General features: G+C 63.2%; 6 protein-coding genes and 1 pseudogene. All 7 read left to right on the top strand.

What is annotated here, in order from left to right; translation table 11 throughout:
• The first annotated feature begins 36 nt into the window (after positions 1-36).
• The 7 genes and pseudogenes from IRZ56_RS03075 to IRZ56_RS03105 all read left to right on the top strand — a co-directional run bounded on the left by IRZ56_RS03075 (position 37) and on the right by IRZ56_RS03105 (position 16,876).
• Positions 37-4,602: an NEL-type E3 ubiquitin ligase domain-containing protein gene (locus IRZ56_RS03075; protein WP_196143562.1), complete on the top strand. Its 4,566-nt coding sequence runs from the start codon at positions 37-39 to the stop codon at positions 4,600-4,602.
• 128 nt (positions 4,603-4,730) lie between these two features.
• Complete coding sequence (locus IRZ56_RS03080; RefSeq protein WP_196143563.1) at positions 4,731-9,371, top strand: NEL-type E3 ubiquitin ligase domain-containing protein; 4,641 nt, start codon at positions 4,731-4,733, stop codon at positions 9,369-9,371.
• 99 nt (positions 9,372-9,470) lie between these two features.
• Positions 9,471-14,012 carry an NEL-type E3 ubiquitin ligase domain-containing protein gene (locus IRZ56_RS03085; RefSeq protein ID WP_230390323.1) on the top strand — a complete coding sequence of 1,514 codons (4,542 nt, stop codon included), beginning with the start codon at positions 9,471-9,473 and terminating at the stop codon, positions 14,010-14,012.
• 211 nt (positions 14,013-14,223) lie between these two features.
• Positions 14,224-14,775 (top strand): DUF4174 domain-containing protein, encoded by a 552-nt coding sequence (locus IRZ56_RS03090; RefSeq protein WP_196143564.1) that lies wholly within the window; start codon positions 14,224-14,226, stop codon positions 14,773-14,775.
• Between the two features lie 167 nt (positions 14,776-14,942).
• Positions 14,943-15,212, top strand: a pseudogene (locus tag IRZ56_RS03095) (hypothetical protein); the annotation flags it as partial.
• 133 nt (positions 15,213-15,345) lie between these two features.
• Positions 15,346-16,179: a DUF692 domain-containing protein gene (locus IRZ56_RS03100; RefSeq protein ID WP_196143565.1), complete on the top strand. Its 834-nt coding sequence runs from the start codon at positions 15,346-15,348 to the stop codon at positions 16,177-16,179.
• On the top strand, positions 16,172-16,876 hold the full coding sequence (locus tag IRZ56_RS03105) for a DNA-binding domain-containing protein (protein WP_196143566.1): 705 nt from the start codon (positions 16,172-16,174) through the stop codon (positions 16,874-16,876). Before IRZ56_RS03100 ends, IRZ56_RS03105 begins: the two co-directional genes overlap by 8 nt.
• Positions 16,877-17,026: the final 150 nt, after the last annotated feature.

Below are 17,026 nucleotides of genomic sequence, written 5' to 3' on the forward strand. Positions count from 1 at the left end.
TAGCCTCGCACGCTGTATTCCCGCAGAGGCAAGGACATGCAGGGTAATGATATCCAGGGCGGCAATAAGGCAGACCTGATCGCAGCCGAGCGCGCATTCCAGGACCACTTCATCCACGAGCGACTTCCGGCATGGCTGCGCCTGGCAAGCCCCGAACAACTGGCGACGATCACGCCTGCCTTGCGCGAAGGCCTGCGTCTGCGCAGGCAAATCGAACGTGTCCTGGCAGCGATCGAGCCACTGGACGGCTTTGTCCAGACGCGGCTGGAGCAAGCGCTGCACGAGCGTTTTGGCGTGACGCTCGATGTACGCAGCAGCACGTTTCGCGTCGAAAGCCGGGAGCCTGTGATCAACCAGCAGCCGGTCGGCAGCCATCTGACCGAGGCGGTCTATCGGCAAATGCCATTGGTCGAAGCTGCGCTGCGCAACTTCACCCGTGACGAGGCCGAACCTGGGCGGCAACCGAAGGGCAATCGCCTGTCGAGCCCTGACATTGACCTGGCGAGCTTGCCCTCGGCCACCGCGTTTGCCGCATTGTGCCGTGAACTCGATCTTGGGGCCCGATACCAGCAGCATCTCCGCAATGGACTGGTGCAGCCTGACCCCGCGCAGTCGTTGCCATCGTTGCTGGCAAATGCCCGTAGGCAAAGCATGCTGGTGGATGCAGGCAAGGGATGCCTGGGCGGCGTCCTGACCCAGGGCGAGTTCGAACTGATCGCTCAATTGTGTACCCAGAACCAGCTGAGTTCCCTTGGAGGCGATCGGGTCGTGGCCAGACAACTGAGCCTGTTCGGTTGCACGCTCGAGCAGATCGTGGTGCTGGATGTCATCGACCGCGGCTGGCTCGGCGAATACAGCAGGCGCCTGTTGATCCATGTGCCGGATGATCCGTTTGGTGCCTGGAGCGTGTTCTCCAGCTTGCGCGAGCTGGCCTACGGACTCGGCCGGCGTTTGCGCGACCAGACGTACCAGTATTTTTTCAGGCGCTTCGTACGTCGACGGGACAGCCAGGCGTTCTTCGACACGGTGACGCCAGGCTATGCGGACCTGCCGCTGTGGGCCAACCTCGACATGCACGAACGGCTGAGCGCCCACCCCAAGCCGCTGTTCGTCTGGCTGGGTCAGGCCCATGTCGAAAGGATCCAGGACGACGCCGCGGTGATCGCACCGCCTGTCGCGCAGCTCGACCGGGAAGTCCAGCGTGAGCATGACCTGCGCCTGGCCGCCGAAGGCTGGTCGTTGGTCTATCTGGCGGGCATGTTCATCCCGACGCTCGGGGCTGTGTTGCTGGCGGTCACGGCCTGGCAGCTGCTAGGGGAGATTTTTCAAGCTATCGAGGATTGGCAGGATGGCGATCACGAGCAAGCCTTGGACCATGTGATCAATGTCGCCACCGATCTTGCGTTGGTGGGTGTCACCTCGGCAGGCGTGGGGGCGGCGAGCCGGGCATGGCGGCGCTCGCCGCTGGTCGATGGCTTGGTGCCTGCCGAACTTGAAGACGGTTCCAGACGGCTGTGGAACCAGGACCTGGCACCTTTTCGCAGTGCGCAACTGCCGGCCCGGGCCGTTGCTGACGAGGCCGGCATCCTGCGTTTCGGGGAGGCGGCCTGGATCGACATGGAGGGTCATCGTTACCCGGTAAGCCTGCGCGATGGCCAATGGCGGCTCGATGCTCAGCGTCGCCCAGGCAAATGGCTGCAACCGCTAAAGCCCCGCCATGCCCCGCGGTTGCTCAACAACGGCGCTTTCGCTTGGCGACTGGAGACGCAGCAGCCGGTGTACTGGGATGATGTGTTGTATCTGTGGCAACGGCTGGGTGGGCGTTTTCGTGCGCTCGGCAGGGAACAGGCCGAATGGGCGCTGACGTTCCATGGCCTGGACGGCGATGACCTCAGGGCGCTGCATGTGTCTGGTCGAGCGCCGGATACGACCTTGACGGACACGGTAGAACGCATCTTGCTGGAGCAGCGCATCCGCGACATGGTCAGCTGTTTGCGCGCCGGCATGCAAGTGAAGGACGTCATGGTTCGCCAGCACGCCGAATTGCTGGCCGGCGCGGTCCCGTTGCCTGACCAGGCGTTGGCCGAGCTGGCCTGGAACCAGCGAAGGCGCCTGTTCCAACGCATCTACCAGAACATCCAGGCCAGCGAAGTCCCTGCGGTGAGGGCATTGCGCAGGGCGTTTGCAAACCTGCCGACGCGTGTTGCGCTGGACATAGTGGACTCGGCCAGCCAGGAAGACCAGGTACGCCTGCTCGAGCACGGCCGGGTGTCGCTGAACCTGGCCCAGGCCGGGCGGGCCGCACACTTGCGAATACGCACTGTCCGGGTCTATGAGGCGTTGCACCTGGACACCCCGCAGGATGTCGACCTGGCCAGAGTCGTGCTAAGCCTGCTCGATCATCTGCCGGCGGCAGGCATTCGCTGGCGCTTGTTCGACGAGGGCGTGCCGATCATGACGACGCAAGGGGAGCGCTCCTTCGACCTGATACACCTGAACGGCCGATTTCTGGTGCTCGATGCCGATGGAGCGCCCGTTGGCGAGACTGGCGAGCTGTTCGAAACCATGGCTGGCGCCTATGGCGAGGCGCAACGTCATGCGTTGCAGATCAACGATCCCTTCGCCCATAACCTCAGGGTCCTGATATCGCGCCTGGCGGTGTCGCGGCGCCAGGACGTCGAGCGTCTGTTGCAGGCAACCGGGCCGCAAGACTGGTTCAAGGCCCCTTGCAGGCTTGGCGACGGTCGAATCGGTTACCCCTTGAGTGGGCGAGGCGCTGGCTGGCGTCCCGCACCTGCACCGTTCTCCTTGCGGGTGGAACTCAGGCGGTTCCATCCTCAATACACCGACGGCGAGGTAGCCGCCTGGGAGGCCCAGGTGCGCCAGGCAGGCAGGACGGTACAGGAGGCGTTGGCGCAGCTTGGCCGTGAGTTCGATGCGTTGAGACGGACGCTCAACGACTGGGTGCTGGAAGGCCCAGCCGGTGAGACGCGGCGGGCCCGGACGCAGATCATGGACCAACTGCTGCGTCGCTGGCAGCGCATCACCGACGACATTCCTCAATTCAACCTGCGCGAAGGCCTTCACAGCGTGATCGTGCATTCGGTCAGGCCGGGTGTGTTACCGCGGCTTCCGGAACAGGTCAGTTTCGCCCACGTGGTAGAGCTTTCGCTGTGCGCCACGGATTTACGCAGCGTGCCAGCGGCCTTCGTCCGGGCGTTTCCGAACCTGCGCATCCTTCAGGTCGCACGTAACCGGCTGACTCGGATACCGCCATACCTGGAACAGCTGGCGCATCTGCGGGAACTGGACTTGTACGATAACCAGATCGCGCTCAGTGGCACGCAAGGATGGAACCTGGAGCATTGCGAGCACCTGTGCCATCTCAACCTCTCCAGAAACCCGTTGGGCATGACCTTTTCCGTGAGCCGCATGGTAGGCCTGAAAAGACTGTTTCTGCGCGACACCGGCATCGATAGCTTACCCAGCGGCTTGCTCGAGGCAGAGGCCCTGGAGTTCGCCGACCTGAGCGGCAACCGGATCCGCCGCTTGCCGCCGGAATACTACCAGGCTAGCGTGCCGCTACGACGTGTCCTGCGGTTGGACGGCAACCCGCTGAGGGACGAAGATTCGCAAGCCTCTAGGCTGTTTTTGAGGGCAGGGCAGCAGGATATCGATGTCCAGCGCTGGAGCGATGCCCTTGAGGCGCATCAGCGCGGTCGCATGATGCAGGGCTGGGCTTTCGTTCAGGGGCAGGAAGGCGCCGCGGGTTTCATCGAGACGTTGCAACGGTTACTGGACACACGGGAATTCCAGATGCAGCCCCGAGCCCTGGCCGGGCGGGTAATGAGCATGTTGCAGAGCCTGCAGACCGATGCCAGCTTGCGCGAGGCGTTGTTCGCCCATGCGCAGGATGAACTGACCTGCCATGACAGCGCCATCCTGCGGTTCAGTAATCTAGAAGTGCGTGTGCTGGTTGCCAGGGCGCGACAGGATGCGCCGCCTGACCGACAGGGCGACGCTTTGCTTCGCCTGGGCCTGCGCTTGTGGCGGCTGGACCAGGTGGATTACCGGTTGCTTCAGGACACACAGATCTGGGAAGCGCAGGGCACGATGTTGGAGCCGCTCGAAGTGAACCTGGGTTATCGCCTGGCCTTGCGCGAGGCGCTGGACTTGCCGATCGAACCGGTGGAAATGGAGTACCTCCCGCAGGCCAACCTGAGTGCGGAGCGTGTCGCGCGAATCCGTGACTGGGTATTGGCCAAAGAGCAGCGGGAACAGGACGCGCTTGCCGACTGGATGATCAGCCAGTCGTTTTGGCGCGAATACCTCACGCAAACCTTTGCCGAGCGCTTCGAAACCTTGAACGCACCGTTCCATGAACGTGTCGCCAGCCTGCTGGCCTGGCGCGAAGATCTGCTGGCGTCCGCACCACGGCAGCCCCCCGGCAGCGATGCAGCCTATCAGGCACAGTTGGCGCGGATCGACGCGAGGGTGAGCACGGAGCACCAGGCCCAGCGAACAGCAGAACATGCGCTGTTGTTGCAGCTGACCCAGGAGGCGATGAGCATCGGCCCGGCAGAACCGGCGATCGATGTGTGATCCGTCGTTGGGCACACTGTGTGCGGCCGACTTCCAACCCAGGAGGAGGGCACGGTAGTAGTTAAATAGCGTCGCTCGCCAGGACGCGCTGCTTAGGCTCGTATCTCCCCAAGCAGGAGATACGAGTCATGGATATTCCACACGTGCCGGTGGGCATCGCCGCGGCACAGGCCTTCCAGGATGGCATCATCGCCAAGCGCCTGCCTTCCTGGCTGCTGGCTGCAGACGAAAGCCAACGGGCCTCGCTGGAACAGGCGTTGCAACTGAGCCTGTATTTCCAGCAACGCGTGCGCAACGTGCTGGAGCGTATCCAGCCGATCGATGCCTTTGCGGCACTGAAACTGCAGCAGGCCCTCGAGGCCCGCTATGGCGTGCGCTACCAGGTCGGTCACTGGCGCTTTCGTCATGGGCGCTGGGAGCCTGTAATCAATAGCCAACCTGTCGGTACCCACCTGAGCCAGGCCCGTTACGAGGATATTCCCCTGGTCGAGGCGGCACTGCGCAATTTCACTCACAACGAAGCCCAAGCCCGTGAAGCGCCTGCCGACACCGGTTTATGGTCGCGGATCGGGACAGCCCTGGAGGATCTGTTCTCAGGTCGGACCAAGGAAGATTTTCAGGCCAGGGACAATAGCCTGGTCAATCCCCAGGGGATACCCGAGGCCATCCCCTCGGCCATCGAGTTCGCCGCCCTGTGCCGAGCGCTCGACGTGGGCGGGCAGTACCAGCGCCACCTGGAGGCGGTCCTGCGTCCGAGCGCCAAGCATGACGAGCCATGGGAGAACGTCGCTTCACTCCTGGCGCGCAGTCACCGATACGCCATGCTGGTCGATGCCTACAGGGCCTGCAGCAGTGGTGCGCTAAGCGATGCAGAACTTCGCCTGGTGGTCATGTTGTGTCTGTTGCGCGGACCTCTGCGGCTTGATGGTGCGCCTGTGGTCGCCAAGCAATTGAAGCTGCTGGGTTGCTCGCTGGAGCAGATCGTCGTGCTCGATGTGATCGACCAAGGCACATTGCGCGATACCAGCCGGCGTGTGCTGGTGCATGTGCCTGGCGACCCCCAGGGGGCATGGCGCAGCTACCGCGACTTGCGCTATTTCGCCAACGACCTGGGCAAACGCTTGCGTACCCCGGAGTACCAGAAGTTTTTCAGCCGTTTCGTACGCCGCCGCGATGCCCAGGGCTTCTTCCAGACGGTGCGCGAGCGCTACCGTGGTTTGTCGGACCTGGCCAACGCGGCGCTGGACGAGCACGCGCTTGCCTATCCCCAGGACCTGTTCGGCAGCCTGGCGAGCGCACGCATCGAACACATCATGGACGACGCGGCGATGATCGCGGTGCCGGTGGCGCAATTGGACCGGGAGGTGCAGCGTGCCCACGACGAGCGCCTGAACGCCGAAGGTTGGGCATTGCTCAACCTGGCAGGTTTCTTCGTCCCAGGGATAGGCATGGCTTTGCTGGCGGTCAGTGCCTGGGAACTGCTGGGCGAGGCGTTTCATAGTATCGAGGCTTGGCATGAAGGGGACACCAGCGAGGCGTTGGACCACCTCCTGAATGTCGCTCGGGATGTCGCCTTGGTGGGTGTCTCCGCCGTGGGCGCGACCGTGGCGAGCCGACTTTGGAACCGCTCAGCGGTGGTCGACAGTCTTGTACCGGCGCGGCTGGAGGGGGGCGCGACGAAGCTGTGGAACCAGGACCTGGCAGCCTACCGCAGTGAAGCCTTGCCGGCCGGGGCAGTGCGCGATGAGGCCGGTGTGCACCATCTGCAGGGACGCACGTGGGTCGAGATGGATGGCCATTACTACCCGGTGCGCCAGGGCACCGAGGACGGCCAGTGGCACTTGCTGCCGGCACGGAGCATGAGCCGATGGTGGCCGCGCGAAGCATATGCTCCGATGTTGCGCCACAACGGTGTCGGCGCTTGGCGGCTGTGGTCGGAAAACCCGGGGCAGTGGGAGGACCCACGTTACTTGTTTCGTCGTCTGGGCGGGCGTTTCCGTGAGCTGGACGATGAACGGATCGGGCAGTTGCTGGCGTTTCATGACCTGGGGGCGGAGCATTTGAGAGGGCTGCATATCCAGGGGCGCGTCCCGGACGCCGAGTTGCTGGACAGCGTAATGCGCATTGGCCTGGATCTGCGTATTCGCAGGGCGGTGCAGCGTTTACGTGCGGGGCAATCCTGCGATGACCTGGTGGTATTGCAGGGAGCCCGGCACCTGCCCGGCGCGCAGGCGCTACCAGACCATGCGCTGGCGGAGCTGGCCTGGCGTGAGCGACGATTGTTGCTGCAACGTCTGTATGAGGGGTTCCAGGATAGCGACAGCCCGGGAACCGCTGCCTTGCGCCGGGTTTTCCCGAGCCTGCATCGGCGCGTGGCCCAGGCGCTTCTCGACGCAGCAAGTGCGCAGGAGCGGCAGCGTCTGCTCGACAGCGGGCGAGTCTCGATGCGTCTGGCGAATGCGGCCAGGGCCGCGGTAATGCGCCTGCGCACGGTACGGGTCTACGAGGCGCTGTATTTCGATACGCCGCAAACAGTGGACCTGGCCCGTGTGGTATTGGGGTTGCTCAACGATTTGTCTTTCCGGGGCGCGAGGATCCGCTGGCGTTTGTTCGAGCGCTATGTCGGGGGGGCTTTGCTGTATGCCGGCGAAGCAGGTGACAGTGCCTTCGATCTGGTGCATGTCAACGGCAGGTTCATCCTGCTGAACGGACATGGACACATACAAGGCGATGCCGGTGAGCTGTTCGAAGTAATCGCCAGTGCGTTTGACGAAAGCCAGCGTAATGCTTTGGCCGTAGGCGAGCCGTTGGCGCATAACCTCAGGGTCATGGTGGGGCGCGTGGCATTGCGTCAGCGCCAGGAGGTGCAGCGACTGCTGGGCGCGGGGGAACCGATGGGCTGGCTGCGGATGCCGCTGCGCCAGTCCGATGGCCGGATCGGTTACCCGCTGAGTGGACGCAGGCCTGGAACCAGCCGTGAGCAACCGGCACCGCAGGGGTTGATGGCCAGGGTTCGAGAGTTGTACCCCACGTTCACCGATGCGCAGGTGATCGCGTTCATAGAAGATATCCGCGGCTCGGTCGAGGGCGTGGAGATAAGGCTTGCCCAACTGGAAGCGGAACTGCGGTCACTGTCCAGGTCGTTGTCTTTTTGGATCGGGGCCAGTCGCAATGCTGCGGAGCAGGACGACCGATTCGCGTTCGCCGAAGCGATGCTCGGTTGCTGGCAACGTCGGGTCATGATTGGCGGTGAGAATGACAGCCCGAATGTCCGCTATTGGTGGTCACAGGTGCAGATCGCACCAGGCATTCTTCCGGACTTGCCCGAAGGGGTCAGGTTCAATCATGTGGCGGTGCTTTCATTGCGAGGGCTTGGCCTGGAGCAGGTGCCCGACGGATTCCTGCGAGCATTTGCCAACCTGCAGACCCTGGAGCTGTCCGGAAACCGCGTGACCCGTCTGCCCGACTTCCTGATGTACATGGAGCACCTGGAATACCTGGATCTCTATGGCAATGGCATCACGCTGGACAACGGGCAGCGCCTGACCCTGAGCCATTGTCGAAACCTGGTCTACTTGAACCTTTCCCATAATCCATTGGGGCAAGGCTTTCCTCTGCACGGCATGCCCAATCTTTGTGAACTGCACATGCGCAATACGGGCCTGGTGGAAATACCTGACGGCGTTTCGAACTGCCAATGGCTGCGTACCCTGGACCTGAGCGACAACCAGATAACCGCTTTGCAGGACAGTTTCTTCCATACCAGGGTCTGGACAGCAGGTGTCGTGCGGATGGCGGGCAATCCATTGCCGGAGGCGCAGTTGCAGGTGGTGCAAACAGCACGACAAGGCATGGGCGCGGGCGTGGGGTCTGCCATACCTGCCCGTTTGCGCTGGATCGATGCGATCAGCGGTGAACAGCGGGACGACATGGCGGCATTGTGGGCCGAGGCCGAGGGATTGCCGGGCGCAGAGGAATTCATTGCGTTGCTGCAGGATCTGTTGGGTACTACCGAGTTCCAGCAGCGCATTGGCGCCCAGAACCTGGCCAACCGGGTATATGCCCTATTGGATGCGATCATCCGCGCCCCCGCGTTGCGCGAGGAATTGTTCGTCAATGCCGGGGCCTTGACCTGCGTCGACAGCGTAGCGCTGCGGTTCAGTGATCTGGAAGTTCGGGCGCTGGTATGGCAGGCACAGCAGCCTGCCTCAGGTGACGTGCAGCACGGTTTGCTTCATCTGGGGCGACAGCTTTGGCGGCTGGAGACGCTCGATGGCATCGCCCGGCAGGATATCCAGGCGCGATTGGCGTCAGCAATCGCCCCTGGCGAAATCGACGAAATCGACCCAATCGAAATCGTCCTGGCCTACCGTCTTGCGCTGCGTAGCGACCTGGACTTGCCGGTGCAGACCCGTGCAATGCAGTTTCTGGACCTTGCTCATGTCGAGGCTTGGCAAATTGAATCCGCCCGTGCCCGGGTGCTGGAGACCGAGACGCCGGAATGCCTGGCAGCGTCGCTCGTGGACCGCGACTTTTGGCAACTGCACCTGCGCCGGACCCAGAGCAGTCGATTCGATGAATTCAATGCACCGTTTCATCAACGGGTCGAAAGTTTGATGGAGGATGAGCAAGTTCCCGAGGCCGAACGCCTTGCACGGATCAACCAGGTGAACCAGGAGCGTGCCCAAGGCGAGCGAGACCTGATGCTGGAACTGACCCGTGAAGCCATGGAACTGGCGCCCGCCGCCCAAGGCGCCCCCGAACGCTGATTTCGTTCGGCGAGCCTGTGTTGTGGCGGTAGGTATCTAGCGCCTCCTGGCGATCCCTGGTACCTAGGCTCACGCTCATGTTCACCAGGAGACCGGACAATGAGCGCGCGTGATGAGCAGGCAATGAGGCAGCTCGATGCCCAAGCCCAGGCCTACCAGGATCACCTTGTGGGGGCACGATTGCCTGGCTGGCTACGAGCCACGCAAACAGCCCGTCTGGATGACCTGGAACAGGCCCTGGGCAAGAGCCTGGAGTACCGGCAGCGGGTACATGATCTGCTGTCGAAGGTCGAAGACATTCGGGCCTTCACCCGGCGGGCCCTGGAGTCGGCCTTGCAGCAGCGTTTCAACGTGCCGTTCGATACGGCGCGCTGGACGCTACGCGTAGGGCGTCATGAGGTGGTCATCAACCAACAGCCCGTAGGCGTGCACCTGACCGAAGTGGTCTACGAGCAGGTTCCCTTGCTTGAAGCTGCCCTGCGCAATTTCACCGCCCAGGAGGCTGCCGATGAAGGGCAGCCACGCGGCAACCGGTTGACGAGCCAGCAGCCAGGTGAGGCGTCTCCATTGTCGGCTGTCGAATTCGCGGCTTTGTGTCGAACGCTGGATCTGGGGGGCTGCTATCAACGACACCTGCAGGCTGTGTTCGAGCCCCCGGATGACGATCGCGCGCAGGAAGCCCCGCTGTCGCAACTGGCCAATGCACAACGCTACGCGATGCTCGTGGATGCCTACCGGGCAGGGGCCGAAGGTCGCTTGACCGACGAAGAGCTACAGGTGGTCGTCGCCTTGTGCCAGAACCACCAACGACCACGTCTGGGAGGCGCGCCCGTCGTTGCCAAACAGTTGCAGGTGCTGGGCTGCTACCTGAGCCAGATCGTTGTCCTGGACATCATCGACCAGGGGCTTGTGTTCAACTCCAGCAAGCGGGTGCTGGTGTACATCCCCGGTGATCCCTTCGGCCCCTGGAGTGCTTTTCCAAGCTTGCAGCGTTTCGCCAGGAGCGTGCTGGGACAACGCTTGCGCAGCCCGGCCTATCAGCGATTCTTCAGCCGTTTCGTGCGCCGGCGCGACAGTCAACGGTTCTTCTCCACGATCATCACGGGTTATCGCGATTTGCCTGTCTGGGCGAACATCGACCTTTATGAATACACGCGTGCCTTCAGCGGGCCGCTGTTCGACAGCCTGGCGGCGTTGAGCATACGCCAGATCAAGGACGACGCAGCATTGATCGCGGCGCCTGTCGCGGCGTTGGACCGGCAAGCCCAGAGAGAGCATGACCAACGCCTGGCTGCACAAGGCTGGACATTGCTCACCCTGGCAGGGCTCTACGTGCCGGCCATAGGTTCGACGCTGTTGGCGTTGACGGTTTGGGAGTTGCTTGGCGAAGTATTTCAAGGCTTCGAGGATTGGCGCGAAGGCGACACGCGCGATGCCCTAGGGCACCTGATGAACGTTGCCCGGGACTTGGCCATCATGGGTTCGTTCGCCGCAGGCGGGGTCGCCGTTCAACGCGCGTGGCGCCGCTCGGCCAAGGTGGATGGCCTGGTGCCTGCGCGGCTGGAGGGTGGAACCCTCAAACTCTGGAACCAGGACCTGACACGCTACCGGCGCAAGGCGCCCCCGGCGATGGCGATACCTGATCGAGCAGGTATCTTCCACCTGTCCGGGATGGCCTGGATCCGGATGGACGGCCACTATTACCGAGTCCGACAGCGGGCGGCGGACAGGCGCTGGCAATTATTGCCCGACACAACGCAAGGCGAAGATGCAGCCTTGCATGAGAACGATCACGCGCCCTTGTTGCGCAGCAACGGTGCTGGCGCCTGGCGCTTGGGGTCGGAGCAGCCGCTCGAATGGGAGGGGCCCCATTACCTGTTCCGCCGCCTCGGCGGCCAATTGGCGGAACTCGATGACGAGCAGATCGACCAGGTGCTGGCCATCCATGGTTTCGATGAGGACCAGCTGCGGGCCCTGCACGTTCATGACCAGGCACCGGATGCCGCTTTGCTGGACACCGTCGAGCGCACCTTGCTGGACCAACGCATCCGCCATTTGGTTGGCAGCTTGCGTTCCGGCCGTGGCGGCGAGGACCCGGTGACGTTGCTGCAGGCCAAGCGTTTGCCTGGCGCGGCGACATTGCCTGATCAGCAACTGGCTGAGCGCATATGGTGCGATCGTCGCCTACTGTTGCAACGTCTCTATGATTCACAGCAGCACGAAGACGGCCCGTCGGGCGTATTGCGCCGGGCTTTTCCGAGCCTGCACCCACGTGCGGCGAGGGCGCTCCTGGACGCGGCGGGTAGCGCTGATCTGCAGCGCCTGCACGAAAGCGGGCGAATCGGCTTGCAGCTGGCCGAGGCGGGGGCCGCCCTGGCGCTGCACGTGCGCGTGGTGCGTGTCTATGAGGCCTTTTTCCTCGATACTCCTCAAACCCGCGATCTGGCCCGGGTCGCGATCGGCATGCTCAGGTATCTGCCCGGCGCGGCCGAGGGGGTGCGTTGGCGCCTGTTCGAGGCGCATGCACAAGGCCCGCAGCTGCTTACGCTCGACCAAGGGCGCCAGGCATGGGACCTGGCCCATGTCGATGGCCGTTTCATGCTGCACGATGCGCAGGGCATCGCCTTGGGTGACCCTGGTGAGTTGTTCGAGATGATGGCCCGTGCCTATGCCGATGACCAGCGCCAGGCCATGGGCATCGGTGAGCCCTTCGCGCATAACCTGCGTGTGCTGCTGGGCCGGCAAGCCCTGCGTAATCGCACTGAAGTGGTGCGTTCGCTGCACGACGACCAGGGGGGCCGCTACCGGCTGCCTTGGCGCCAGCCCGACGGTCGAGTCGGCTATCCGCTGAGTGGGCATGGCGCGGTGAGGCGGCAGTGGCGCCGAGGGCAGGCGCAGGCATTGCTCGCCAGGGTCCGTGAACTGTACCCGGGCTTCAGCGAACAGAACGTTACCCAGTGGATCGATACGGTACGTCAGTCGGGGCGTAGCGTGCACCGCGAGCTGGACAGGTTGGCCGAGGAGCTTGACGAGCTCGAGGACTGCTTGTCCCAGTGGGCGGAGCAACCGGCCAGTCGCGTTGTCCGGCAGGCTCGAGACAGCGTCCGTGTGGCATTCAACAACTGCTGGCGACGTGTGAGGATCGTCGGCCCCTATCCTGACCCGCTGTCCAACCACTTTCGCCTGACCATTCAAGGCATGCGGATCGGTCAACTGCCGGAATTGCCCGCGCAGGTGAGTTTTGGCCATGTCGTCGAACTGCTGCTCATGGACATGGATATGGAGCAGATACCGGCCAGCTTCTGGCGAGCCTTTCCTCGCTTGCAGGTCCTGGACCTGGGCGGCAACCGCTTGACCCGGGTCCCGCAGCAACTGATGCGCCTGGAGCATCTGCACGAGTTGATCCTGGTCGACAACCAGATCGTGCTCGATGGCCCCCAGGCGGTCACGTTGAGCCGGTGTGTCCATCTCGTGCTTCTGGACCTTTCCCACAACCCGTTGGGGCGTAGCTTTTCCCTGGCCAGGTTGGAGCAGCTGCTGCGGTTGGACATGCGCAACACCGGAATCACCCAGTTACCAGAGGCGCTGCTGGATCTTCCTCAACTGGTCTATGCCGACCTGCGCGACAACCGGATCAATGCCTTGCCTGCGGCCTATGACCTGGCGCCGATGGATGTGAGGCGCAGGTTGCGCTTGGCGGGTAACCCCTGTGGCCAGCGACGCCTCGCCGAACAGCTGGACGATTGGCCGCACGCCGACGATCCCGACGAGCACCCGATAAGCCCTCGTCAGCTCTGGAGCCAGGCCATCGGCTCGCAGGGACGTGGCGGGCTGCTGGCCTGCTGGAGCGTAGTGGAAAGCGAGGAGGGGGGCGAGCGGCTTTTCCGGGTATTGCGGCAATTGCTGCGCTCCGAAGGTTTCCGGCGCAACCCCCAGGCCATGGCCTACCGGGTACTGGGGGTATTGCGCGCCATGGCCGACGACCCCGTGCTGCGCCGGCAGCTGTTCGATGTCGCGAACGATGAATGGGGATGCCAGGATGGCGCATCCTGGTGTTTCGACAACCTTGAGGTGAGCATGCTGGTGTATCGGGCGCAGGCCGATCCCCAGGGGCATCCGGAGCAGGCCCTGTTGCATCTGGGGCGTCGATTGTGGCGCCTCGAAGAAGTGGACCGGATCGCCCTGCTGGACGCCGGAGCACGAGGCCTGGAGGCGGAGGGCAGCGAAGTGGGGCTGGCCTTTCGCATAGGCTTGCGCGAGCGCCTTGACTTGCCCATTGGCAGCGACGACATGAGCTATGCCCAGGTCGCAGGTGTCGATGGCCCGATGCTGGACCGTGCCTACCAGCGCGTGCTGGCAGCCGAGACGCCGGGACGCTTGGCTGAGTCGCTGGTCGACAGACCCTTCTGGCAAGCTTGCCTGGAGCGCATCCACACTGACCGCCTGATGGCGCTCGATGCGCCATTCCAGCAACGCCTGGCTGCCGTGCTGGATGATGAAACGTTGTTGCTGGGCGAGCAGCTGGAACGCGCTTCCGGTATTCGTGACGAACAGCGCGCGGCGCGTCGTGCATTGATGCTCGAGCTGACACTGGCGGCGCTGGAAACGCCGCCGCCCAGGCCGGGTGGCACGGCGCCTTGATGCCAGGAGGGGCCACGGGCCTGGCAGCTTTGGGCTATGCTCACCTTGGTCGTCAGTATTTTCCGCGGATGCTGTAGGCCCGGTCTGGGGGAGCGAGTAATGGCAAGTTACCTTTCGCCTATCCACCTGTCTTGAGAGGTAGTTTAGGCTCGCACGTCGGATCTTTCTTCCTGACCTGTAGTCTTTGTTTCGAGAAAATAAGGAGATGCGCATGCTCGTTCGGTCACTGACCCTCGCCACCTTGCTCGCCTTCGCTGGCCCCCTGTTCGCCGCGGACAGCGACGCACCGCTGGCCAAGGAACTGGGCAAGGCCAGGCCCTTGGTCATCATCGCACCCAGCAGCGCCGACCCGACCTTGCGCGGGTTGAACGAGGCCCTCAAGGACCCGGCCACCCAGGCCGCTTTCAAGGAGCGCAGCCTGGTGCTCTACAGTGTCGCCAACATGATGGGCAAGCGTGAGGACAAGAACCTCGAGCAGCAGACCACCATGGCGCTGATCCGCGAGCTCAAGCTCGGGGCCAGCAAAGGCACCAAGGTGATCCTGGTGGGCAAGGACGGTGAACGGCATGTGCTCAAGGACGACGACAGTGGTGAAAAGCTCGATCCCCAGGTGATCTTCAAGGCCGTGGATGAATTACCCGCCACCGAGAAGGCGGTGACCGCACCGGAGCCTGTGGCGACGTCCAGCGAAGCCAAGCCCAAGGACAACAAGCCTGCCAAGCCCGCCAAGCCGGCGGCCCCGCCCAAGCCGCTGGAGGATTGACTACCCCTTGGCCTGGGCCCAAGCGCCCAGGCCAAATTCATGTATCACACTGTATCAACCCCATGGCGTGAACCATTCCCATACAAAATCCCGCCGCTGCCGATACACCCTCGATACACCGCCGCGATGTAATGGCTCCACTTTCCAACCACAAGTGGAGCATCACCATGAAACAGTCGAAAAATACCCTTGGCCTGCTCGGCGCCGCTCTGATCGGCGGCATGGTACTTGGCAACACCGCGTTCGCGGCTGAACCTTTGACCCAGGGGTACCAACTGGCCGCAGCCAAGGTGGCTGGCGAGGGCAAGTGTGGCGAGGGCAAGTGCGGCGCCAGTGAAAAAGCCAGCAAAGGCGAAGGCAAGTGCGGTGAAGGCAAATGCGGTGCCGGTGAAAAAGCCACCAAGGCCGAGGGCAAGTGTGGCGAAGGCAAGTGCGGCGGTGATGGCAAGGCCCACGGCTGACGCCCTGGCGATCGATCAGTTGCACCGAGGCTTGTCGCAATAGCCGGCAAGCCTTGGTGCCACTGCCAAGGACAGGCCCGGACCTGTTCGATCAGTGGAGCTTACCTACATGAACGACACTCTTCTACAGGCAGGCCTCGGCCTTCGTCGCGGTCTGCTGCCCCAATTGCTGGCGATGGAGCAGGGCGCTGTCGATTTCCTGGAATGCGCGCCGGAAAACTGGATCGGCATCGGTGGCGTCTACGGCCAAGGCCTGGACCAGCTGGCGGAACGTTTCGCCATCGCCTGCCACGGCCTGTCATTGTCCCTGGGGGGCAGCCAGCCATTGGACCAGGGCTTTCTGGCGCGCACGAAGCAATTTCTCGAGCGTTACCAGGTGCGCCTGTACAGCGAGCATCTAAGCTACTGCAGCGACGACGGACATCTTTATGACTTGATGCCGATCCCTTTCACCGATGAGGCGGTGCACCATGTCGCGGCGCGCATTCGCCAGGCCCAGGATTTGCTGGGGCGGCGCATCGCCGTGGAAAACATCAGCTATTACGCCGCACCTTACCAGGCCATGAGCGAGCTGGATTTCATACGTGCCGTGCTCGACGAGGCCGATTGCGACTTGCTGCTGGACGTCAACAACGTCTATGTCAATGCCTGCAACCATGGTTACGACGCCGGAAAGTTTCTCGACGGGCTGCCTCTGGAGCGCGTGGTCGGTATGCATGTGGCCGGCCATTACGACGAGGCGCCGGACCTGAAGATCGATACCCACGGCGCTGCGGTGAAGGATGCCGTGTGGTTGCTGTTCTCCCTCGCCGTCCAGCGTTTCGGCGTACAGCCGACAGTACTGGAGCGGGACTTCAACTACCCGCCGCTGGCCGAACTACTGGCCGAGACAGCGCGCATCCGTGCGCTGCAGGACGCGGTCAGGAGCGTACACAATGTCTGAGACCCTGCGCACCCAACAGTACGCCCTGGCCCGCCATATTCGCGATCCCCAAGGCAACCCGCCGCCGCCGGGGATCGAGGCACGACGCCTGAAGGTCTATCGCGAGCTGTTCTACAACTCGATCGAGGGCCTGTTGGCCGGCTGTTTCCCGGTCATGCGCCAGACGCTCGGCGACGCCCGCTGGCACGCACGGGTGCGGGCGTTCTATGCACACCACCGGTGCCAGACACCACTGTTCACCGAGATCGCCGAGACATTCATCGACTACTTGCAAAGTATCGAACCCGACGCCCCCTGGCAGCTCGAACTGGCCCACTACGAGTGGATCGAAGCCTCGCTGTACCTGAGCGATGCCCAGGATCCGCCGCACCAGCCCGATGGCGATCTGCTCGAGGGCGAGCCCTTGTTGTCCTGTTTGGCTCGGGTGCTTGCCTATCGTTGGCCGGTGGAGTGCATCGGGCCTGACCACCAACCCGTCGAACCGCCTGAAGCCCCTACATTGTTGCTGGTGTATCGGGATGCGCAGCTTCAGGTGCGCTTTGCCCGGCTGACACCGATGGCTTATCAGTTATTGGCAGGGTTGCCGGGAACTGGACGCGAGCGCTTGCAGGCGTTGGGTGGGGAAGAGGTTCGGCGCCATGGGTTGGCGCTGCTGGAGGACCTGCGAAGACAACGCATCATCGTGGGGACCCGCTAGGCGGGTTGTGCATTCCACAGTAAAACAAGTCGTACCTTCGCATTTGCTGGCAAAGGCTTCGCCCTTGATCGCGGGACAAGCCCGCTCCCACAGGGGGGCGGCGTTAGCCGCTTGTTCTCTGCGCGACAGCGCAGCCCGGAAGGGCTGAGT

Source organism: Pseudomonas guariconensis (assembly GCF_015680235.1).
Lineage (GTDB): Bacteria > Pseudomonadota > Gammaproteobacteria > Pseudomonadales > Pseudomonadaceae > Aquipseudomonas > Aquipseudomonas guariconensis_A.